Origin of the sequence: Mesorhizobium carmichaelinearum (assembly GCF_900199455.1) — a bacterium.
GTDB lineage: Bacteria > Pseudomonadota > Alphaproteobacteria > Rhizobiales > Rhizobiaceae > Mesorhizobium > Mesorhizobium carmichaelinearum.
Window position 1 is genome coordinate 55755 of sequence record NZ_FZQR01000022.1, and the last position, 22166, is coordinate 77920.

The 22166-nt window shown below is 63.9% G+C and carries 22 protein-coding genes; 20 read left to right on the forward strand and 2 right to left on the reverse strand.

Annotated elements, in window-relative coordinates; all coding sequences use genetic code 11:
- Positions 1 to 131: 131 nt before the first annotated feature.
- Positions 132 to 389: a hypothetical protein gene (locus tag CKW40_RS32760; protein WP_095203875.1), complete on the reverse strand. Its 258-nt coding sequence runs from the start codon at positions 387 to 389 to the stop codon at positions 132 to 134.
- Between the two features lie 140 nt (positions 390 to 529).
- On the opposite strand from CKW40_RS32760, the gene CKW40_RS32765 reads away from it, so the two are divergent.
- The 9 genes from CKW40_RS32765 to CKW40_RS32805 all read left to right on the forward strand — a co-directional run bounded on the left by CKW40_RS32765 (position 530) and on the right by CKW40_RS32805 (position 8973).
- The gene (locus CKW40_RS32765; RefSeq protein WP_095203906.1) at positions 530 to 1255 is read left to right on the forward strand and encodes a GntR family transcriptional regulator; all 726 of its coding nucleotides are present in this window, start codon (positions 530 to 532) and stop codon (positions 1253 to 1255) included.
- A 3-nt stretch (positions 1256 to 1258) separates the two neighbouring features.
- A complete protein-coding gene (locus tag CKW40_RS32770; protein WP_095203876.1) occupies positions 1259 to 2308 on the forward strand; it encodes an ADP-ribosylglycohydrolase family protein in 1050 nt (349 codons plus the stop codon).
- Complete coding sequence (locus tag CKW40_RS32775) at positions 2305 to 3282, forward strand: PfkB family carbohydrate kinase (protein WP_095203877.1); 978 nt, start codon at positions 2305 to 2307, stop codon at positions 3280 to 3282. Before CKW40_RS32770 ends, CKW40_RS32775 begins: the two co-directional genes overlap by 4 nt.
- A 38-nt stretch (positions 3283 to 3320) precedes the next feature.
- A complete protein-coding gene (locus tag CKW40_RS32780; RefSeq protein WP_095203878.1) occupies positions 3321 to 4382 on the forward strand; it encodes an ABC transporter substrate-binding protein in 1062 nt (353 codons plus the stop codon).
- Positions 4383 to 4448: 66 nt separating this feature from the next.
- The gene (locus CKW40_RS32785) at positions 4449 to 5318 is read left to right on the forward strand and encodes an ABC transporter permease (protein ID WP_095203879.1); all 870 of its coding nucleotides are present in this window, start codon (positions 4449 to 4451) and stop codon (positions 5316 to 5318) included.
- A complete protein-coding gene (locus tag CKW40_RS32790; protein ID WP_095203880.1) occupies positions 5318 to 6106 on the forward strand; it encodes an ABC transporter permease in 789 nt (262 codons plus the stop codon). Before CKW40_RS32785 ends, CKW40_RS32790 begins: the two co-directional genes overlap by 1 nt.
- Positions 6106 to 7173 (forward strand): ABC transporter ATP-binding protein, encoded by a 1068-nt coding sequence (locus CKW40_RS32795; protein ID WP_095203881.1) that lies wholly within the window; start codon positions 6106 to 6108, stop codon positions 7171 to 7173. Before CKW40_RS32790 ends, CKW40_RS32795 begins: the two co-directional genes overlap by 1 nt.
- Positions 7174 to 7246: 73 nt before the next feature.
- Complete coding sequence (locus tag CKW40_RS32800; RefSeq protein WP_095203882.1) at positions 7247 to 8497, forward strand: aconitase X; 1251 nt, start codon at positions 7247 to 7249, stop codon at positions 8495 to 8497.
- Positions 8494 to 8973 carry an aconitase X swivel domain-containing protein gene (locus CKW40_RS32805; protein ID WP_095203883.1) on the forward strand — a complete coding sequence of 160 codons (480 nt, stop codon included), beginning with the start codon at positions 8494 to 8496 and terminating at the stop codon, positions 8971 to 8973. The genes CKW40_RS32800 and CKW40_RS32805 overlap by 4 nt, the downstream gene beginning before the upstream one ends.
- Here CKW40_RS32805 and CKW40_RS32810 read toward each other — a convergent pair.
- Positions 8948 to 9976 carry a LacI family DNA-binding transcriptional regulator gene (locus CKW40_RS32810; protein WP_095203884.1) on the reverse strand — a complete coding sequence of 343 codons (1029 nt, stop codon included), beginning with the start codon at positions 9974 to 9976 and terminating at the stop codon, positions 8948 to 8950. The genes CKW40_RS32805 and CKW40_RS32810 overlap by 26 nt on opposite strands.
- A gap of 357 nt (positions 9977 to 10333) precedes the next feature.
- Between CKW40_RS32810 and CKW40_RS32815 the strand changes: the two genes are divergently transcribed.
- The 11 genes from CKW40_RS32815 (at position 10334) to CKW40_RS32865 (ending at position 22166) form a co-directional block, all read left to right on the forward strand.
- Complete coding sequence (locus CKW40_RS32815) at positions 10334 to 11947, forward strand: extracellular solute-binding protein (RefSeq protein WP_095203885.1); 1614 nt, start codon at positions 10334 to 10336, stop codon at positions 11945 to 11947.
- Positions 11948 to 12063: 116 nt separating this feature from the next.
- A complete protein-coding gene (locus tag CKW40_RS32820; RefSeq protein WP_023769530.1) occupies positions 12064 to 12924 on the forward strand; it encodes a carbohydrate ABC transporter permease in 861 nt (286 codons plus the stop codon).
- Positions 12921 to 13877 carry a carbohydrate ABC transporter permease gene (locus CKW40_RS32825; protein ID WP_095203886.1) on the forward strand — a complete coding sequence of 319 codons (957 nt, stop codon included), beginning with the start codon at positions 12921 to 12923 and terminating at the stop codon, positions 13875 to 13877. The genes CKW40_RS32820 and CKW40_RS32825 overlap by 4 nt, the downstream gene beginning before the upstream one ends.
- Positions 13874 to 14965 carry an ABC transporter ATP-binding protein gene (locus tag CKW40_RS32830; protein WP_095203887.1) on the forward strand — a complete coding sequence of 364 codons (1092 nt, stop codon included), beginning with the start codon at positions 13874 to 13876 and terminating at the stop codon, positions 14963 to 14965. Before CKW40_RS32825 ends, CKW40_RS32830 begins: the two co-directional genes overlap by 4 nt.
- A 3-nt stretch (positions 14966 to 14968) precedes the next feature.
- Positions 14969 to 16030 carry an ABC transporter ATP-binding protein gene (locus CKW40_RS32835; protein WP_095203888.1) on the forward strand — a complete coding sequence of 354 codons (1062 nt, stop codon included), beginning with the start codon at positions 14969 to 14971 and terminating at the stop codon, positions 16028 to 16030.
- A gap of 35 nt (positions 16031 to 16065) precedes the next feature.
- The gene (locus tag CKW40_RS32840) at positions 16066 to 17151 is read left to right on the forward strand and encodes a Gfo/Idh/MocA family protein (RefSeq protein WP_095203889.1); all 1086 of its coding nucleotides are present in this window, start codon (positions 16066 to 16068) and stop codon (positions 17149 to 17151) included.
- 55 nt (positions 17152 to 17206) lie between these two features.
- The gene (locus CKW40_RS32845) at positions 17207 to 18121 is read left to right on the forward strand and encodes a sugar phosphate isomerase/epimerase family protein (protein ID WP_095203890.1); all 915 of its coding nucleotides are present in this window, start codon (positions 17207 to 17209) and stop codon (positions 18119 to 18121) included.
- 66 nt (positions 18122 to 18187) lie between these two features.
- Positions 18188 to 19132, forward strand: coding sequence for a sugar ABC transporter substrate-binding protein (locus CKW40_RS32850; RefSeq protein ID WP_095203891.1), 945 nt, complete (start codon positions 18188 to 18190; stop codon positions 19130 to 19132).
- 82 nt (positions 19133 to 19214) lie between these two features.
- A complete protein-coding gene (locus tag CKW40_RS32855; protein WP_244571379.1) occupies positions 19215 to 20195 on the forward strand; it encodes an ABC transporter permease in 981 nt (326 codons plus the stop codon).
- Entirely contained in the window at positions 20192 to 20974 is a 783-nt protein-coding gene (locus CKW40_RS32860) for an ATP-binding cassette domain-containing protein (RefSeq protein ID WP_179298204.1), read from the forward strand. Before CKW40_RS32855 ends, CKW40_RS32860 begins: the two co-directional genes overlap by 4 nt.
- Before the next feature lie 10 nt (positions 20975 to 20984).
- Complete coding sequence (locus tag CKW40_RS32865; protein WP_095203894.1) at positions 20985 to 22166, forward strand: aldose 1-epimerase family protein; 1182 nt, start codon at positions 20985 to 20987, stop codon at positions 22164 to 22166.

Here is a 22166-nt window from a genome sequence, read left to right on the forward strand (position 1 = left end):
GGGGAATTCCTTTCGTAGAGGTCATTGGAATAAATGACCTGCAGACAAACGGCGCCGAGAGCAAACCGTTCCTCTATATGAATATAAATTAAAATCGTTTTTTATTTTCTCGATCGGGCCAAGGCGGCCGGCTACTCCATATCCGGCACGTCGCCGCTGACAAACAGCGTGGTCGGCGGTCCGTAGTCGCCAAGTGTCGGGTCGGCATCGCGGCTCCAGGCGATGACGCCGACATGTTTTGCCGCCAGAGCCCTGGCTGTGCGTATGGCGCGGTCCTCGCTCTGCTGGTCGGCTGGGCCGAAGGCCGCAAACAATTCACCGTCCTCGCCGCGATCGAACGCGACCACGACGATCAGCTTGGGGTTTTTATGCTCTGTTGAATGGGACATGGTGCTCCTTCAACGCGGAACCTACCACACTGTCGGGAACCCACTGCGGGCTTTTCTGACCTGTCTTGGTATCGCATTGACATGAGCTTTGTCGCCATATATTGAACAGGACTATACAGGTTCACTGAACAGGTATGCATATGAAGCGACGCGCGGTTCAATTGTCTCCCGGCACGGGCAAGCCCGAGCAGATCGCGACCGTTCTGGAGCATGAAATCCGATCCGGTGTGCTCGGCTTCGGCGACCGTCTGCAAAGCGAGAACGAGCTCGTCCAACGCTTCTCCGTCAGCCGCAACACGGTCCGCAAGGGCCTCGAGGAACTGTCCAGCCGCGGGCTGATCACCACCAAGGTCGGCATCGGCTCCTTCGTCACCTTCGACGGCAAGCCGGTCGACGATTCGATCGGCTGGTCACGGGCGCTCGCCAATGCCGGTGCCAATGCCGAAACCAGGACGCTGCGGCTGGAGGTCATCGAAGATGCTGATCTCGCTGCCTTGCTGGAGATCGAGAGTCCATTCTTCATCGCCGTCGACCGGGTGCGCACCAATGCCAGCGACGGCCATGCGATCTCCATCGAACGCAGCCGGCTGCCGCTGTCGCCGGAGCTGGAGGATGTGCCGCTGCGTGGCCTGCGCGAAGGATCGCTGCACCAGACACTGCGCGGCGCCGGTCTCATCCCCGACCATGGCGAGGAATGGGTCGGCATCGAGATGCTCAACGCCGAGGACGCTGCCATCCTCGGCTGCCCGCAAGGCACGCCCTTCCTGCGCGGCCGCCGGCTGACGCGTGCGGCCGACGACCGGCCGATCGAATATGTCACCAGCCTGCTCAATCCCGCGCATTTCGCGCTGCATATGAGGTTCTGAGCGATGCCGGACAACACCGTGCTTGATCGCGCCATGGGCGCGCTTGTCGGCGGGGCGCTGGGCGACGCGCTCGGCATGCCGACGCAGCTTTTGTCGCCGGCCCGCATTACCGAGCTCTACGGCCATGTCGAGGATTTCGTCGCCCCCTTCGCCGATCATCCGGTGTCGAAGGGGCTCGCGGCCGGCACCATCACCGACGATACGGAACAGGCGCTGCTGCTCGGCCGCATTCTCGTCGAATCCGGCGAGCGCTTCGACCATGCGCGCTGGGTCAACGCACTGCTCGACTGGGAGCGCGAGGTCAAGGCGCGCGGCAGCTACGATCTGCTGGGTCCTTCGACGAAGCGCGCCATCGACGCCATCAACAATGGCGTGCCGGCGGAGGAGGCGGGGCGCAGCGGCGACACCAATGGGGCGGCCATGCGCATCGCGCCGGTCGGCATCATGATGCCGCTGGAGCCGCTCGACGCATTCGTCGCCAAAGTGGCAGAGACCTGTCGGGCAACGCACAACACCTCGATCGCAATTGCCTCGGCCGCGGCGGTTGCGGCCGCCGTCAGCCGCGGCGTTGCCGGCGGTGACTGGCGCGCCGCCTCCGGCAGCGCCATTGCCGCGGCCAGGAGAGGGGCGACGCTTGGCCATTGGGTGACCGGCGGCGACATCGCCGCGCGGATCGTCTGGGCGCAGGATCTGGTGCGCGGCAAGGTGATGAGCGATGCAATCCGGCTGATCACCGATCTGGTCGGCACCGGCGTTGCCAGCCAGGAATCGGTTCCGGCCGCTTTCGCGGTGCTGGAAGTCGCCAGCGGTGATCCCTGGCAGGCGGCTATCATCAGCGCCAATCTCGGTGGAGACACCGACACGATCGGCGCCATCGCTGCCGGCATGGCCGGCGCCTGCACGGGTTTTTCGCGGTTGCCTGGGGATCGCGTCGCCGGTCTCAAGGACATCGACATGGCGGAGGTTCAGGCGCTGGCCGCCGATCTTGTCGCGGCGCGGACGTCAAAGGGTAGTGTGTCAAAGGCCGGCCCAGGCAAGGACGCGGCGGCATGAGCGGGCGTCTCGTCCATATCGGCAGCGCGGTGGTCGACTATGTCTACCGCATCGACGCCTTGCCGGCGCCGGGCACCGAGAAGACGGCGTCGAGCTTTGCCCAGGTCGCCGGCGGCGGCTTCAACATGATGGTCGCAGCCAGCCGCACCGGTATGACGGTGGTGTTCGGCGGCCAGCTCGGCAGCGGGCCGAATGGCGATTTCCTGCGCGCTGCCTTCGCCGCCGAGGGCATCGAGACGCTGACGCCGCCATCGCCTCATATGGACAGCGGCAATTGCGTCGCCATGATCTCACGTGATGCCGAACGTACTTTCGTCTCATGGCCAGGTGCCGAAAGCGTGCTCAGCCTCGACATGATGGCGCCGGTATCGGTAGCACCGGGTGATTGGGTGTTCACCTCAGGCTATACGCTGAGCTATCCGGGCAGCCGCGATGTGCTCACCGCCTGGATCGAGGCGCTGCCAGCAAAGATTCCCTTTGTCTTCGACCCGACGCCGATCATTTCGGACATCCCGCGTTCCATCCTGTCGCGTGTGCTTGGCCGCACCACATGGCTGAGCTGCAATGCGGCGGAAGCCGCCGAGATTGCTGGCCCTGGTGATGTCGAGAGCCTCGCGGCGCGGCTGCTTGCCGAGCATTGTGCGCAGGCCGCCGGTGTCGTTATCCGCTCCGCCGCCAAGGGCTGCCATATCAGGCTGGCCGACGGCATGGCGCAGACCGTCGCCGGGTTCAAAGTCGATCCCGTCGACACCAATGGCGCGGGCGACACCCATATAGGCGCTTTCGTCAGCGCGTTGTCGCGCGGTGCGTCTCCCTTCGAGGCGGCGCGCCACGCGAACGCGGCGGCGGCCATTTCGGTGACACGCCATGGCGGTTCATCGGCGCCGACCGATGCCGAAATCCAGACATTCCTGAGCCAGGCCGCCGCGACCGGCGCGCCGGGCCAGACAAAGAAGGCCCATCAGACAGCCTGACAAGCCCGGGAAGCGGGCAAACAAAGAGAGGAACCAACATGCGCATGCCAAGACTGACTGCTCTCTTGACGGCGACCGCCGTCTTCACCACCGCACTCACGCTGGCCGCCAGTGCCGCCGAAGTGCATGTGCTCAACTGGAAGGGCTACGGCGCCGACGAGCCGTGGGCCGTAGCGGCTTTCGAGAAGGCGACCGGCAACAAGGTCGTCAACGACTTCTTCAATTCCGAACAGGAAATGCTGACCAAGATCCGGACCAATCCCGGCCTCTACGACGTGGTCATGATCAACGCCGCCTTCAACGACCAGGCGATGGCAGAAAAACTGATCCAGCCGATCGATACCTCGAAACTGCCGAACTATGCCGACATCAGCAAGGACAAGGCCAGCTCGCCGATGCTCGACCATGACGGCAAGGTCTATGGCGTGCCGTGGGTGTGGGGCCTGACGGCGCTGGCCATCAACGAAAAATCCTTCGACAAGCCGCCGACATCGATCGCCGAAATGTGGGATCCCGCCCACAAGGGCCGCGTCGTCATCCGCGACGATGCCGTCGAGGCGGTGCAGTTCGGCGCCATCGCCACAGGCCAGAACATCAACGACATCAAGGATATGGATGCGGTCAAGACGAAGCTCACCTCGCTGATGCCGCAGATCAAGACCTTCTGGAGCTCGGAGAACGACTGGAACCAGATGGTCGCCTCCAACCAGATCGACATCGGCACCTATTGGAGCGGCTCGGCCGACCGCGCCAAAACGCACTTTAAGCTGCCGGTTTCGCTGGTCATTCCAAGGGAAGGCGCCGTCGCCTGGCTGGATGCCTTCTCCATCCCGGTCGGTTCCAAGAATGTCGAAGGCGCGCAGGCCTTCATCAACTGGATGATCGACCCGAAATTCTATGTCGAATGGGTCACCAAGGTCGGCGCGCCCGTCTCGGCCAACACCAAGGCGGTGGAAGCGCTGCCCGAGGATGCCTTCAACCGCAAGGTTATGGGCGATCCCGAGGTTGCCAAGCGCATCCAGTTCCAGGCGCCGATCACCGATGCCCAGCGCGAAGCCTATCTGGCGCTGTGGCAGCAGCTCAAGGTCGACGTGAAGTAAGTTCACGTCTGGACCAGCCGGCGGTTCGCGCCGGCTGGTTCTTTCAATCCTGGGGAGGAGGGTGGCATGGCAGTAGAGGGAGCGGTCGCATCGCGTAGCGGGCTGAGATCGGCTCTGCCGTTGCTAGCGCCGGCCTATCTCTGGCTGACGGTGGCGATCTTCCTGCCGCTCTCGGCCATGGTCTTTTTCTCGTTCATGACCGACCTGCCGCTGTCGGGAAAGCCCTGGGCGTTCACGCTTGGCAACTATGCCGCCTTTTTCTCGCAGAGCCTTTATCTGACACTGCTGCTGGCCTCGCTGCGCCTCGGCCTCGAAGTGACTCTGTGGTGCGTCGTCATCGGCTACCCGGCAGCCTACGTGCTGGCCAAGGTGCTGAAAGGGCGCAGCCGCGAGGCTATTTTTCTCCTCGTCATCCTGCCGTTCTGGTCGAACGGGCTGGTGCGTATCTTCTCCTGGGCGATGGTTTTGCGCGAGGGCGGCATCCTCGATACGGCGCTCAACGCTGTGCTGCCATTCAAGATCAACATCGATCTTATGTATTCCTATCCCGCCGTCATCATCGGGCTGGTGCACTCCTACGTGCCTTATATGGTGCTGACCTGTTACCTCACGCTGCAGGCCATCGATGACTCGCTGATCGAAGCCGGGCGCTCGCTCGGCGCCTCGCGGCTGCAGGTGCTGAAGCGGGTGATCATCCCGCTGTCCATGCCCGGCCTCGTAGCGGGTGCCGCGCTGATCTTCGTACCCGTCGTCGGCTCCTTCATGGAACCGCGCATCCTCGGCGGGCGCACCGGCACCTTCTACGGCACGGTGATCGAGGACCAGTTCGTTGCCGTGTTCAACTGGCCGCTCGGCGCCGCACTCTCCTTCATCCTGCTTGCCGTGGTGCTGGTCATCCTAGCGATTGCCTCGCCGGTGCTGCGGAGGGCCGCGTGATGATGACGACCCGCATCCTCGAAGGACTGGGCCGGCTGTACATCTTCCTGCTGCTTGCTTTCCTCTATCTGCCCATCATCATCATGGCGCTGATGTCGTTCAACGTCTCGCCCTTCTACCAATTGCCGTTCGAGTGGACGACGGAATGGTACGCCTCGCTGTGGCAGAACGACCAGTTGATATCAGCGACCTGGAACAGCCTCGAGATCGCAATCATCACCACCATCATCAGCGTGGTGCTGGGCTCCGCGGCGTCGCTGGCACTTTATCGCTATGAGTTTCGCGGCAAGAAAGTACTGCAGGCGCTGCTGTTCCCGCCAATCGCCATTCCGTGGCTGATCACCGGCACGGCGATGCTGATCTTCTTCTTCGGCGTCGGCATCGGCCGCGGCCTGTTTGCCATCCTACTCGGCCATGTCGCGCTGGCGCTGCCCTATGTCATCGTCGTCGTCTCGGCGCGGTTGCAGACCTTCGCGCCCGAACTGGAAGAGGCGGCGCGTTCGCTCGGCGCCAACCAGTGGCAGGTGACAATGCGGGTGACGCTGCCCTGGATCATGCCGGGCGTCATTGCCGGCGGGCTGTTTGCTTTCGCCGTGTCGTTCGATCAGTTCGTCGTCTCCTACTTCCTGTCGACGCCCGGCCAGACGACGCTGCCGGTCGAAATCTACGCCGCGATCCGCAAGGGTTTCACGCCCGAGATCAACGCGGTCTCGACCATCATCATTGTCGTGTCGATGGCGCTGATGCTGCTGACGGCGCGGTTCTTCAAATTCGGCGGAGAGAAATAATGGCCGGCGTGCAGGTATCGAACGTCTCGCGCAGCTTCGGCGCGCACAAGGCGCTGGACAATGTCTCCATCGATTTCGCCGATGGCGGCTTCTATGCGCTGCTCGGACCATCAGGCAGCGGCAAGACAACGCTGCTCAGACAGATCGCCGGTTTCGATTTTCCCGACTCCGGCCGTATTTCCATCGGCGGCGAGAGTGTCGAGCGCGTGCCCGTCGAAAAGCGGCGCATCGGCATGGTGTTCCAGAACTATGCGCTGTTTCCCAATATGAGCGTCGCCGACAATGTTGCCTTCGGTCTGTCGGTGCGCGGCGAGGCCAAGGCGGTGATTGCAGCGGAAGTGCAGCGCGCGCTCGACCTCGTGCAGTTGGGCAAGCTCGGTGGCCGCCGGCCGCACCAGCTCTCCGGCGGCCAACGTCAGCGCGTCGCGCTGGCGCGTGCCATCGTCACCAAGCCGCGCGTGCTGTTGCTCGACGAACCGCTGGGCGCGCTCGACAAGGCGTTGCGCGTCGACATGCAGATCGAATTGAAGCGCATCCAGCGCGAGATCGGCATCACCACCATCTTCGTCACCCACGACCAGGAAGAGGCGCTGACGATGAGCGACCGCATCGGCATCTTGCGCGACGGACGGTTGGTGCAGGAAGGGCCGCCGGAGGAAATCTACGACCGGCCGAAAAGCGAATTCGCCGCCACCTTCCTTGGCGACGCCAACATCTTTCGCGGCGACTCGACCGGCAATGGCATCCGGCTGCCGGACGGTACAGCGATTGCCGCTGGTGTGGGCGCGGCGCTTGCCGCCGGTGCCAAGGCCAGTTGCGCCGTGCGGCCGGAACGCATTCGGATTGCCACGGATGGCGGAGCCTCCGACGCGACCAACGCGAACATGCTGAAGGGGCAGGTTTCCAAACGCATCTTCGCCGGCAACAACAGCACCTATTTCGTCGAGCGCGCCGGCCAGACGCTGAAGGTCATCGTGCAGAACACCGGCGCCGACAGGCTGGCGGAAGGGCAGAACGTGGTGCTGCGCTGGTCGCCGGAAAGCACGGTGTTGATTGCTGCGAGCTGATCCTCGTTCTGGCTCTTGCCAGATAGCAGGCAATGAGGAACAGCATAGCCGGGCATAAGCCCGGAGTTTTCCGATGACGCTGGAATTGACCGCGCAGGACCGATCCATGCTCGATGGCGAGCAAGGCCTGTCGGCCGCCGCCGCCATGAAAATCCTCGTCGCCTTTTCCAACGCGATCGGCGCACAGGGCCTGCTCGACATCACGGGCGCTCATATCGATGGCTGCCTCTATCACGGCAAGGCCGGGCTCGATTTCGTCGAACGGCTGGTCGAGGGCGGCGGCCGCGTGCAGGTGCCGACGACGCTGAATGTCGGCTCGTTCGACCTCATCCATCCCGGCATGGTGAAGATGCCGGCAGCGGAAGAGGTGCCGGCGCGGCGGCTGATGAAGGCGCATATGGAGCTTGGCTGCCAGGCGACCTTCACTTGCGCGCCGTATCAGACGCGGTTTCGGCCTGAATTCGGGCAACAGATCGCCTGGGGCGAATCCAACGCCATCGTCTTTGCCAATTCGGTGATCGGCGCGCGCACCAACCGCTATGGCGATTTCATCGATTTGTGCTGCGCCATGACCGGACGCGCGCCGGCCTGGGGCCTGCATCTCAGCGAAAACCGGCGCGGCCGCATCCTGTTCGCGTTGGACATCGCCGAGGCCGAACCAAGCGACAGCCTGTTCGTCGGCGTCGGGCTCATCATCGGGCAAGCCAGTGGCGACCGCATTCCGGTCATTGCCGGTCTGCCACAGCCGCGCGACGAAGATCAGTTGAAGGCGCTGGGTGCGGCGGCGGCGACGACCGGTGCCGTGGCGCTGTTCCATGCGGTCGGCATCACGCCGGAGGCAAACTCACTCGACGAAGCGTTCCACGGCCACGCGCCGGACGAGACGATCCGCATCACCCAGGCAGACATCGATCATGCGTTGGCCAGGCTGTCTGGGGTGCCCGACGGCACGCCGCTGGCGGCCGTGTCGCTCGGCACGCCGCACTTTTCCCACGAGGAGTGGATGCGCCTGTTGCCGCTGCTGCGCGAGGCAGCACCGGGCAGGGGCATCCCGATCTACGTCAACACCGGACGTGCGACGCTGACGCGGCTGCAGGAGGAAGGCGCGCTGGCCGGCATGGAGGCGTTCGGCCTGATCCCGGTCGCCGACACCTGCACCTATGTCACCTCCATCCTCGAGCGGCTCGACGGCGTGGTGATGACCAATTCCGGCAAATGGGCGCATTATGCGCCGGGCAATATCGGCGTGACGGTCGCCTTCGCCGAGATGAAGGATTGCATCCGCTCCGCTGCGGTCGGGCATGTCGTGCGGAGCGCCTCATGACGCAGCCGGTTGCAACGGGAGCCGTCGAACGGCTGGGCACTTTCCAACTGGCCGGTGAGGCCGATGGCCTGGCTCTGGTGTTCTCGCAGCCGCTCAGCTTCTGGGGCGGCATCGATGCCGAGACCGGCGAGATCATTGACCATTCGCATCCGGGCCTTGGCCAGAATGTCGCCGGCATGATTCTCGTCATGCCGAGTGGGCGAGGGTCGTCGTCCTCGTCGTCGGTGCTGGCGGAGGCTATCCGCCGGGGCACGGCGCCGGCCGGGATTCTTCTGGAGCGGCCGGATCCGATCCTGGCGGTGGGCGCCATCGTTGCCGAGTTTCTCTATGGGATCAGCATGCCGCTGGTGGTCTGCGATATTGCCGGGATTGTTTCCGGCGACAGGGTAGCGATTGGCACTGGCGCGGACGGCCGGGCGATCGTCAGAGCTAAAACAGAAAGCTTGCCGCTCAGATCTCCGGGATGTTTTCCTTGAAGATCACCTGCAGCCTTGGCTGGTGCAATTCATAGGGCAGTCCCCGGACCGCATGGGTAAGAGTGTTGAGCGCCTCCCGCGCCTCGACGCGGGGGTTCTGGTCGATGACCGCGTCGAGCGTGCCGTCGAGCAGAAGATCCTTGGTGCCGTCGGTCACTTCATGGCCGAGGAAGACCATGGACTGCGCGCGGCCGCGCTCCTTGAGCGCACGCGCGATGCCGGTGTTGCCGGCGCCGACATTGTAGATCGCGGCGAGGTCGGGGTGCCGGTCCAGAAGTGCTGATGCTTCCGAATAGGCCTTTTCGCGGTCGTCGAGCATTTCGCGCATCTCGACGATCTCGAGATTGGGCGATTCCTCGGTCAATATGTGCCGGAACCCCATCTCGCGTTCCTCATGGCCGCGATAGGACAGCGAGCCGGCGAACAGCGCCACCTTGCCGGGGCGCTCCGGCCCCATGAAGCGGTTGAGCAGATAGCCGGCCAGCCGCCCGGCGGCGCGGTTGTCGATGCCGATATAGGCCACCCTCGGCACATGCAGGATGTCGGAAGCGATGGTCACCACCTTGACATCGCTGGCCGACAGCGAGCGCAGCGCCTCACGCACCGTCGGATGGTCGAGCGCGATGACGCCGACGCCTTGCGTCTGTCCGCGCAAATCCTGCAGCAGGCGGGCGAGCCGGTCGGGGTTGAAGCCCTCTATCGTGGCGATATGGACGTCGAGATCGGGGCGTGCCAGGGCCTGCGCCTCGATGTGCCGGTGCAGCATCTTGATGAAGGAATTGGTGCCGGCCGGCAGCGCGAAGTCGAGCCGGATGACCTCGCCGGGCGAGAGCCTGGGCGGCGCCCCGTTCGGGCCTTCGGCGATGTAGCCGAGGCGCTGCGCCATTTCGAGCACGATCTCGCGCGTGCGCGCCCGCACGCCGGGGCGGTTGTTCAGCACGCGGTCGACGGTGGCGGCGGAAACGCCGGCTTCCCGGGCTATGTCGGTCAGGGTGGAACGCACCGTCTTTCATCTCCTCAACGCATCAGGATCACGCAATGCCGGCAGCCGGCCCGATGGCCACGACACCTCGCCATCGGCGATTCTGATGGGAAATGATGTATCCGGCCTTGGCCGAAGCGCAAGCCGTCGGGCTAAATCAGGTCGACTGGCACGGCTATTTCGGGACGGGAAGACACATTTCCCATCAAATCGAGGCATTGGGGGCGGAATATGGACACTGATATGATGCATTTCCTCGCCCATTGCGATGTTGTGAGGTATTTTGATTATTTATGATGTTGACAGCCTTCCGATACTGCCGTCAATATCCCTCATGGGCTCGTGGAGGAAACATTGAGCCCTGAGGGAGGAATTCCAATGTCTGATCTGATCCGCATATCGCGGCGCCGGTTGCTGGCGTCCGGAGGAAAGGCGGCGGTGTTCGTAGCCGCCACAGGTATCGCACCGCAATTCATCCGTCCCGGCCGTGCCTTCGCTGCCGACGCATTGGCGCCAGGCATGATCGGTGGCCCGACGGGCTTCGAGGGCGCCGAGCGTTATCAATATGGCGCCGACACGCCGGAAGGCCGCGCCATCGAGGCGGCCAAGGCGCTGAAGGGCGCCGGCAAGGCGCCTGCGAAGATCGTGCTCGGCCTGTCGGACGGCTCGATCGGCCAGTTGACGCAGCCTTTCCCGGCCGGCGCGCCGTCGATCAAGGAATTGTGGGAAAAGGAAACTGGCATTCCGATCGAGATCGTCGGCCTGCCGAACGGCCAGGAATTCACCAAGACGATGCAGGACATCTCCACCAAGGGTGGGGCCTATGACATCTATTCGACCGAATGGAACCGCCTCGGCGACCTCGCCGAAACCGGTGGTATCGCCAAGCTCGACGACTTCGTTGCCCAGTATAAGCCTGAGTGGGACGATCCCAAGACCGGCTATGTCGACGGCGCCAAGGGTGTGTCGTTGCTCAACAAATACCGCGGCTCGAACTATGGCGTGTCGCTGGACGGCGATTTCCAGACCTGGGTCTACCGCACCGACCTGTTCGGCGACGCCGCCGAGCAGAAAGCCTTCAAGGACAAATACGGCTACGATCTGGCGCCGCCGAAGACCTGGAAGCAGCATGGCGATATCGCCGCCTTCTTCCAGCGCCCGGACAAGGGCCTGTTCGGCTCGACCGACCTGCGCAACCAGGGCTGGGGCTACACCAACTGGTACCAGCGCTATGTCTCGATGGCCTCGCCCAACCAGTTCCTGTTCGGTGACGACGGCAAGCCGCTGATCAATTCCGAGCATGGCATCGCCGCCACCAACGAATATGTCGCCTCGCTCGTCCATCACTCGCCGGATGCGATCTCGTGGGGCTGGCCGGAGCAGTACGGCAATTTCGCCAAGGGGGGTGCCGCGATGACCTGCGCCTTCTCCAACCTGCCGAAATTCCTCGACAATGCCGGCAACAAGGATTCGGCCGTCACCGGCAAGATCGGCTCGATGCTGCCGCCCGGCCGCGAGATCGACGGCAAGCTGATCAGCCGCTCGGTGCTGTGGTTCTCGCTGACCGGCATGGTCTCGTCGCAGTCGAAAAACCAGGAGGTGGCCTACCTCCTCCTGCAATGGCTGGGCTCGGCCCGCATCTATGCCTGGATGAGCGCCAACCCCGGCGGCTATCTCGATCCGTTCCGGCTTTCGGACTTCTCCGATCCGCTGGTGCGGCAGACCTATCACGCCTACCACATGGACGTGGTGCGCGAGACGGTCGCCCGCACGGTGCCGACCATCAATTATCCCGGCGCCACCGCCTTCCACAATGCGCTCGACGAAAACCTCATGGCCTCGCTGACCAAGGCCAAGACAGCCGAACAGGCGATGGCCGACACCGAGACCGAGTGGAAGAAGATCGCCCGGCGCATTGGCGAGGACAAATTGCTCGAAGCCATCAAGACCAACAAGGAGGCCTGGCCGACCGTTCTCGATCCGATCAGCTGATCCGTCTCCCTGGATCAGAGCCGGAGGGGAGGGGCGAAAGCTCTTCCCCTCCGCACTAGAGCATGATCCCGAAAAGTGGGACCCGGTTTTCTAACGCCACCAGCAAAAGCAGCCAGATGAAGCGTTCCGTTCCTTTCGAGATATTCCGCTACGCCGCGATCCTCGCGGCGATGGCGGTGACGCTGGTGCCGATCCTGTGGATGGTGTCGATGGCCTTCAAGCCGATCGCCGAATGGTCGGCGACCGGCGCCGACCTGACATGGTGGCCGAAAAACCCGACGCTCAGCAATTTCCGCTTCGTGTTCGGCGAATCCACCAACAGCCTGATCGTGGCACTCGACCGCACCGCGCTGAAGCCGATCCTGTCGTCGCTGCTGTCAGCGGTGTTCGGCACCGCGATCGCCATGTCGGCCGGCACGGCCGCGGCCTACGGGCTGTCGCGCTTCGGCTCGGGCCAGAACCTGCCGCTGGCGCTGATCCAGCTCAGGCTGTTTCCGCCGATGGCGGTGATGATCCCGGTGATGATCATGTGGGCCTTCCTGAACTTCACCGACAGCTGGTGGGGCCTGGCGCTGATCTACGGCATCGTCACCTTGCCGTTCGCCTTCTGGCTGATGAAGACCTTCTTCGACGACATGCCGCGCGAGATCGAGGAGGCGGCGCTGGTCGAAGGCTGTTCGCGGCTGCGCGTCTTCACCCGCATCACCCTGCCGATGATGCGTGCGCCGCTGGCGAGTGCCGCGCTCTTCGTCTTTATCCTCAACTGGTCAGATTATCTGATCGCGTTGCTTTTGACGACGCGCGAGTGGGTGACCATCCCGGTCTACATGGCCTCGCTGTCGTCCTCGATGACCGGCCAGCTATACGGCGCCAAGGCGGCGCTCGGGCTCATCGCCGCCGTGCCGCCCGTCATCATGGGCATCGCCATCCAACGCCATCTGGTCCGCGGGCTGACCTTTGGGGCGCTCAAGCAATGAGCGCGGTGATGACGACGATTTCGGAGGGCGAGATGGACGCGCGGACAAAGCCGGCCCTGCGAGACGAAGGCGCGCGGCTCGGCTTTCGGCTGACGCTGCCGGCGCAGATCCTGGTGCTGTTCATCTCGGCCTTTCCGCTCTTGATGCAGCTCTACATCAGCGTCACCGACTGGTCGCCGCTTTCGGGCCTCGGCTGGTGGAATCCGTGGGAGATGTGGAACAGCTTTGCCAACTATACGGACCTTGCCGCCGATGCCCGCTTCTGGAGTGCGCTGAAGCGCACGGCCATCGTCATGGTTGTCTGCGTGCCGGCGGAGTTCCTGCTGGGTTTGGCATTGGCGACGCTGTTCGCCGATGATTTCCCGGGCAAGCGGATATTCTACTCGATCCTACTGATGCCGATGATGGTGGTGCCGGCGGTGGCCGGCTACATGTTCTTCATGCTGTTCCAGTCGGGCGGCCCGGTGAACGACATCCTGTCCGCCATCACGGGCACACCAGTCACCATCGCCTGGCTGTCGGATCCGACGCTGGCGCTGATCGCGGTGATGATCGCCGATATCTGGCAGTGGACGCCGCTGATGTTTCTCATCCTTCTCGCCGGCCTGGTCGGCGTGCCGGAGGACCAGATCAAGGCTGCGACCTTGCTCGGCGCCAATCCCTGGCAACGCTTCGTCACCATCGTGCTGCCGAAGATGAAGACCATCATCATCATCGCGCTGGCGATCCGGGTGATCGAGAACTTCAAGATCTTCGACACGCTCTACATCATGACCGGCGGCGGTCCCGGTGTCGCCACCGAGACGATCTCGGTCTACATCTACAAGGTCACCACGCAGGACCTGATCTGGGGTTATGTCGCGGCGATCGCGCTCGCCATCCTGATCGTGCTTTCCATCGTCGCCGTGTTCGCCATGAAGCGCATGGCGCGGGCAAGGCAGATGGCGGCATGAGCGCGATCCAGCTGCGCAACCTCACCAAGACATTCGGCGACTTCACCGCGCTGAAGACCATGGACCTCGACATAGCCGACGGCGAGTTCATGGCGCTGCTTGGGCCATCCGGCTGCGGCAAGTCGACGACGATGAACATGATCGCCGGCATGGAGGAGCCGACCAGCGGCAGGATCCTGTTCGGCGAGCGCGACATGGCCGGCGTGCCGATGGGCCGGCGCGGCGTCGGCTTCGTCTTCCAGAACTATGCCATCTTCACCCATATGACGGTCCGGCAGAATCTGGCCTACGGGCCGAGGATGCGGGGCGCCGCCAAAGCCGAGATCGACCGCCGCGTCGGCGCCATCGCCGAGCTGCTGCAGCTGACGCCGCTGCTCGACCGCAAGGCGGACCGGCTGTCGGTCAACATATTGCAGCGCGTGGCGATCGGCCGCTCGGCGATCATGGAGCCGGCGATCTTCCTGCTCGACGAGCCGCTGTCCAATGTCGACGCCGCCTTCCGGGCCGTTATGCGCACCGAGCTGAAGCAGCTGCAGCGCCAGTTCAGGCAGACCATGGTCTATGTCACCCATGATCAGCTCGAAGCCATGACCATGGCCGACCGCATCGCCGTCATGGATCATGGGGTTTTGCAACAGGTCGGCACGCCGCTCGAAGTCTACAACAATCCGGCCAATGTCTTCGTCGCCCGCTTCATCGGCGCGCCGGGCATGAACCTGCTCAAGGGCAGGTCGGCGGAGAGTGACCGGGGCCTTGTCATCGATCTCGGTCCGCTGGGCGTGACGCTGCCGCTGCCGGACGAGTTGGCGGCCAGCTTGCGCGGCGCACGCGGCGACGTGCTCTACGGCTTTCGGCCGGAGCAGGTGGCGCTGGCGCAGGACGGGCGCGGACTTGCCATGCCCGTCACCTTCGTCGAGCGCATCGGCGCGCGCACCATCGTCCATCTCGGCCAAGGTGACGGCGCCGTGAAGGCCGTCTTCGACAATGATGTCGGGCTCTCGATCGGGCAAACCGCGGTCGTCGCCCCCGCGTCGTCGTCGGTACGCATCTTCGACGCCGCCAGCGGCCTTGCGATGAGGGTGGGTTGAGCCATGGCCGACATCGTCTTTCGCAATGTGACCAAGCGCTACGGCAACACAATCGCCGTCGACGACGCCTCGTTCACCGTCAACGACAATGAGTTCTTCTGCTTTTTCGGGCCGCCACTGTCTGGCAAGTCGACGATCCTGCGGCTTGTGCTCGGACTGGAGAGCCCGGACGCTGGCGAAATCCTGATCGGCGGCAGACCGGTCAACGCGGTGTCGCCGGCCGAGCGCAATGTGGCGATGGTGTTCCAGAACCTGGCGCTGTTCCCGCATATGAGCGCGCTCGACAATGTGCGCTTTCCCCTGGTCGAGCGCGGCGTTGCCGAGCTCCAGATCAAAAAGCGGGTCGCCGATGTCGCCGCCAAGCTGCATATCGGCCACATCCTGCACAAGCCGCCGGCGCAGCTTTCGGGCGGCGAGCGGCAGCGTGTGGCGATCGCGCGTGCGCTGGTGCGCGACCCCAATGCCTATCTGATGGACGACCCGATCTCGGCGCTCGACGCGCGGCTGCGCGAGGAGACGCGTGTCGAGCTGAAGCGCATCCAGCGCGAGTTGGGCAAGACGCTGATCTATGTCACCCACGACCAGGAGGAGGCGATGTCGATCGCCGACCGCATCGCCATACTGGACAATGGCAAGATCAGGCAGATCGGCGCGCCGGCCGAGATCTACGACCGGCCGGCCAGCACCTATGTGGCGCGGCTGCTCGGTTCGCCTGTCATGAACATCCTGAAATCGGCCCGGGGCGTGGGCGGCATCGAAGCTGCCGAAGGCACGATCCGCATTGCCGACAAGGCTGCTCCCGTTGATGCTGTCGAGATCGGGCTGAGGCCGGAGGATATCAAGGTCAGGCCGTGGGCGGATGGGGGCCAGGGCCGCCCGGCTCGGGTGTTCGAGGTCGAGCCGCTTGGCGGCTACACCGTGGTGACACTCGCCGCCGGGCAGGCGCGGCTGAAGGCGCTGTTGCGTGGCCAGCCCGACATCAGGCCCGATGCGATGGTGGCGATATCCTGCGAGCCGGCCCGCGTGCATTATTTCGGACAGAGCGGGGGAGCGCTGGCACGATGACTGCGGCCGCGAGGACAGAATTTCGGGAGGAAGACATGGCAGGCAAAGGCTTCGAGCCGGACGTTAAAGTCCGCACGAAAGAATACAAGATCGGCTGCGTCGGCGCCGGCATGATTATGGCCGAGTGCCATCTGGCCGCCTACAAGGAAGCCGGCTTTCCCGTCGTAGCGATCGCCTCGCGCACGCGGGCGAATGCTCAGAAGGTTGCGACCCGCTGGGGCATCCCGACCGTGCACGACACGCCGGAACGGCTGATCGAGGACGAGACTGTCGACATTATCGACCTGGCCTTTCCGCCCGACCTGCAGCCGGCGCTGATCCGCCATGCGCTGAAGCAGAAGCACATCAAGGCGATCCTGGCGCAGAAGCCTTTGGCGCTATCGGTCGAGGAGGCCGTCAAGCTGCGCGACGAGGCGGCGAAGGCCGGCAAGATCCTCTCGGTCAACCAGAACATGCGCTACGACCAGTCGATGCGCGTCTTGAAGCAGATCATGGACAGTGGCGCGCTGGGCGACATCGTCTTCGCGCAGATCGACATGCACGCCATCCCGCACTGGCAGACGTTCCTTCAGGATTACGACCGGCTGACGCTCGCCAATATGAGCGTGCATCATCTCGACGTGCTGCGCTTCCTGTTCGGCGATCCCGATGAGATCACGACACTCACGCGGAAAGACCCGCGCACGACATTCGATCATTCCGACGGCATCACCGTCTCGACGCTGCGCTTCCCCTCGGGTGTGCTCGCCGTGTCGCTGGAGGATGTCTGGTCCGGCCCGCGCCAGGAGGGATACAAGGACGACCAGCACATCAACTGGCGTGTCGACGGCACCAAGGGCGTCGCCAAGGGCACGATCGGCTGGCCGACGGGTGCTGCCTCCACGCTGACCTATGCTTCGGCCGAGACCACCGGCGGCGAGTGGGTGACCCCTAGCTGGGACACGATGTGGTTCCCGCATGCCTTCATCGGCGTGATGGAGCAGCTACAGCACGCGGTGAAGACCGGCATGCCGCCGGCGCTTTCCGTCGCCGACAACGTCAAGACCATGGCGCTGGTCGAGGCGGGCTATCGCTCGATGGCGTCGGGCCGCACGGTCAAGCTTTCCGAAATCGCTATCTGATCACCGCAACTGAAACACCAGACAACTGAATCGCTTACAGGGAGGAATTCACACCATGATGCAGGCAGGTATTTTCACGGGCTACTTCCCGTACGGACTCGAAGAGACGGCGAAGAAGATCCGCGGGCTCGGCTTCAACACAGTGCAGCTCGACCTGCATTTTCGGGATGTCGACCTGTCGGCCGGGCAGATCACCAAGGACAAGGCGAAGAAGGTGCGCGACGTCTTCCGCGACCACAATCTGCCGGTCTGCTGCGTGTCGGGCTACACCAACATCATCCATCCCGACAAGGCTGAGCGCGACAAGCGCGTCGGTTATCTCAAGGAGATCATCCGCAACGCCCGCCATTTCGGTTCGCCTTACGTGATCTCGGAAACCGGCACCTACAATACCGAATCCGACTGGGTGCATCACCCCAAGAACAAGACCGAGGAAGGGTTCGAGGAGTGCCGCAAGGTGATCGCCGATCTGGCCCAGACGGCCTACGATCATGGCGCGGTGTTCCTGCTCGAAACCTATGTCAACAACGTCGTCGGCTCGGTCGAGGAGACGGTGAAGATGTTCGCGCAGGTCGACCATCCCGGCCTCGGCCTGTTGATGGATCCGACCAACTATTTCGAGACGCACAACATCGACAGGATGGACCAGATCCTCAACCAGGTGTTCGACACGCTGACCGACAAGATCAAGATCGCTCACGCCAAGGACGTCAAGCGTTCGGGCGACGACAAGTCGGAGAAGCACGCCGATATCGGCGACGCCGATGCGATGGAAAGCCACACCTTCCGCGGCGTCGGCGAGATCGAACTGCCGGCGCCGGGCCTCGGCTCGCTGAATTACGACCTCTATCTCAAGCGACTGGCGGAAAAGCACCCGAACATCCCGGTCATCATCGAGCATCTGTCGGAAGACGACGTGCCGCGCGCCAAGACATTCCTCGACGGGAAGTTCCGCGCCAACGGGCTTTGAGATGCAATGGCGCTGCCTTTCAAAGGCGCCGCCGGCACTTGCACGACACGAAGTGGAGGAAACGATATGTTGAAATTCGCATTGAAATTGGCGGCCGCGGCGACGCTGCTTGCCGGCGTAGCGCTTGGTTCGGCCGCACAGGCGCAGGACGGCCAGAAGACGTTCTACCTGCTGTCGCATGGCGGTCCGTCGGATGCGTTCTGGATCGACTGGAACGCCGGCGCCACGAAAGCCTGCGACCAGCTCAAGGTGACCTGCAAGATCTCCTTCAGCGGCGGCGACATGGCGGCGCAGAAGGAGGCCTTCAACTCGGCATTGGCGGCCAAGCCCGACGGCATCGCCACGACCTCGGCGCAGCCCGGCCTGTGGACCGAGGAAGTGAAGGCGGCCAAGGCGGCCGGCATTCCGATCGTGTTCTTCAACACCGACGATCCGGCGACCGGGCGCCAGGCCTATGTCGGCGCCGACCTCAAGGAAGCCGGCGCCATCTGGGCGAAGTACCTGGTCGACCACAAGATGGTGAAGCAGGGCGACAAAGTGTTCCTGCCGGTGGAAGTTCCCGGCGCCAGCTACCAGCAGCTGGAAACCGAAGGCATCGCCAGCGTTTTCGACCCGCTCGGGATCAAATATGACGTCGTCGATTGCGGCACCGATCCGGCCGGCATCATCGCCAAGATGACCGATTACATGGTCGCCAACAATCCGCCGGCGATCATCGCGCTCGGCGATTCCGTGGCGGCCAGCGTCAAGCGTGTGTTCGACGGCGCCGGCGTTGCGGCCGGCAAGATCCCTGTCGTCGGCTGGGGCAATTCCAAGGAGACGGCGCAGGCCGTCAAGGATGGCTTCGTCAATGCCGCCGCCTGGCAGTATCCGTCGGCGCAGGGCTTCATGCCGGTGGCGCTGCTCGGGCTCGCCGCCTCGGGCGAACCGATCGGCTACGACATCCACACTTTCGGTCTCTACGACGCCTCCAGCGTCGACCCGATCCTGAAGCTCTACGACAAGAAGTGAGAAAAGCAGCGCCCGCTGCGAAAGCGGCGGGCGCCTTTCAAGCATGGTTCAAACAGTCATGACGATTACCGCAGAAGACGAAATGCCCGTCGGGAAACGCAGATCGAGCCTGATACGCTCGCCGCAATTCTCCTCGCTCGTCATCCTCATCGTCCTGCTGGCGGTGTTCGCCATCGTTGACCGCAATTTCCTGTCGCCGCTCAACATCTCCAACATGATGGCGTTCCTGCCCGAGCTCGGCATCATCGCACTCGGCATGACGTTGCTTCTGACGGCGGGCGAATTCGACCTGTCCGTCGGCGCCGTCTTCGGACTGGCGCCGGTGGTAGTGATGCTGCTGGTGCAGAATGGCGGCTGGGATATCGGCATCGCGTTGCTGGCCGGGCTTGTCCTGTGCATCGCGATCGGCGCGATCAACGGGCTGATCGTCACCAAGATCGGCATCTCGTCCTTCCTGGTGACGCTGTCGATGCTGCTCGTCGTGCGCGGCGCGGCGCTCTACATCACGCAGGGCTTTCCGCTGAAATCCTGGGACCAGCCCGGCTTCTTCGTCACGCTGCTGGCCGGCAGTTTGAACATCGGCTCGTTCCGCTTCTACACCTCGCTGTGGTGGTTCATCGGCCTGTCGCTGTTTGCCATCTACATCCTGCGCTACGCCAAGCTCGGCAACTGGATCAGCGCCATCGGCTCCAATCGCAACGCGGCGGTGGCGCGTGGCGTGCCGGCCGATACGGTCAAGATCTGGCTGTTCATCGCGACCTCGGTGCTGGCCGGCCTTGCCGGCATGATCAGCGCCTTCCGCATCTCCGCCGCTTCGCCGGTGGCCGGCACCGGCTACGAGCTGGAGGTCATCGCCATGGTGGTGGTCGGCGGCACGGCGCTGACCGGGGGGCGCGGCACCATCCTCGGCACCATCGTCGGCGCGTTGATGCTGCGCGCCATCCGCAACGGCATCGTGCTGATCGGCGTGCCGGGGCTCGCCTACAACATCTTCGTCGGCCTCATCATCCTGGCCATGCTCATCCTGCACGCTTTGCTGCAGAAGAACGCCGCAAGGAGCTGACGATGGACGTGCTGCGGTTGCAGAACCTGCAAAAATCCTTCGGCAGCGTGTGCGCGCTGAAGAATGCCTCGCTGACACTGCGGGAAGGCGAGGTGGTGGCGCTGCTCGGCGACAATGGCGCCGGCAAATCGACGCTGATCAAGGCGATCTCGGGCGTATTCCCGGTCGACCGCGGCGACATCTTTGTGCGTGGCGAGAAGGTCTCGATCCGTTCGACCCGCGATGCGATGGATCTCGGCATCGAGACCATCCACCAGGACACGTCGCTGGCGCCCGACCTCAGCATCGCGCGCAATCTTTTCCTCGGGCGCGAGCCGGTCAATTTCGGCTGGCTCGGCGTGTTCGCGCCGCTTGACCTTGCGAAGTTGCGCAAGGCCGCCTCGGAAGTGCTCAAGCGTGTCGGCATCTCGAAGAAACTCGACGCCGATGCGCTGGTCTCGACGCTGTCAGGCGGCGAACGCCAGTCGATCGCCATTTCGCGCGCCATGCAGTTCGCCGCCAAGGTGATCATCCTGGACGAGCCGACCAACAATCTCGGCGTCGAGGAGACCCATGGCGTGCTGCGCTTCGTCAAGGAGGTGCGTGACGCCGGCCATTCGGTGCTGCTCATCACCCACAACATCCATCACGTGTTCCAGGTCGCCGACCGCATCATCGTCATGCGGCGCGGCGAAATCGTCGCCGAACAGATCGTCGCCGACACCGATCTTCTGACCGTGGAAAGCATCATCACCGGCGCCGACATGTCGGCCCTGCTCAAGGAGGCGAGGGCAAAGTGAAGGGCGTCGCATGGTAGAGCTCTACGGCAAGACGCTGTCGCGAAGGCAAGTGGCCGAGCGGTCCGGCATGCTGTCGCAATTCGCCGGCGTGCGGCTGATGACGCTTGGCGATGGCGTGGAACGCGGCATCCGCATGCTGGAATTCCGCACCGGCTCGGGCCTGCGCTTCACCGCGCTGGTCGACCGGGCGCTTGATATCTCTGACTGTGACTTCAAGGGTCAGGCGATCGGCTGGCATTCGCCGAGCGGCTTTCGCCATCCCGGCCTGCACGACTACGAGGGGGAGAGCGGGCTCGCCTGGGCACGTTCCTTTTCAGGCCTGCTGGTCACCTGCGGTCTAGACCACATATTGGGCCGTGAAGAGGTGCCGGCCGAGAGCTTCAACTATCCCGGCAAGAAGACCGTGACCCATTCGCTGCACGGCCGCGTCGGCACGATCCCGGCACGGCTGACCGGCTATGGCGAGCGCTGGGAGGGCGACCGCTGCGTGCTGTGGGCCGAAGGCATCGTCCAGCAATCGGCGGTGTTCGGCGAGGATCTGCATCTCATCCGCCGCATCGAGGCCGATGTCGGCGGCAACGAGATCCGGCTTTCCGACCGCATCGTCAATCACGGCTTCAACCGCACGCCGCATATGTATTTCTACCACGTCAATGTCAGCCATCCCTTGCTCGACGTGGGCTCGCGCTATCTGGCGCCGATCCGCGACGTGGTCTGGGCCGGCCATGCCGGCGAGCGCTATGAGGCGCAGAAGGTCGGCTACCGCACGGCGCCGGCGCCACAGCTGGGGTTCAGCGAGCAGGTCTGGCAGCATGAGATGGGCGCCGACGCAAAGGGGCAAGTGCCGGTGGCGGTGGTCAACGACCGGCTCGGCCTTGGCTTCGAAGTGGTGACGCGCAAGGATCAGCTGCCTTGCGCCTATCAATGGCAGAATTTCCAGGCCGGGCAGTATGCGCTGGGCATAGAGCCGTCGACGCATCATGTGCTCGGCGATCTCGCCGCGCGCGAACGCGGCGAGATGATCTGGCTGGAGCATGGCGAAGCCCGGTCCTACGATGCGGTGTTCCGGGTGCTCGACGGTGCTGGTGAGATTGCCGCGGCCGAAGGCAGGATCGCGGCCATCGCCCGCCAGCCCGAGCAGGACTATCCCAGGCCTTCCGGCACCTTTCCAGGACTGGCGGGCAGGGCATGA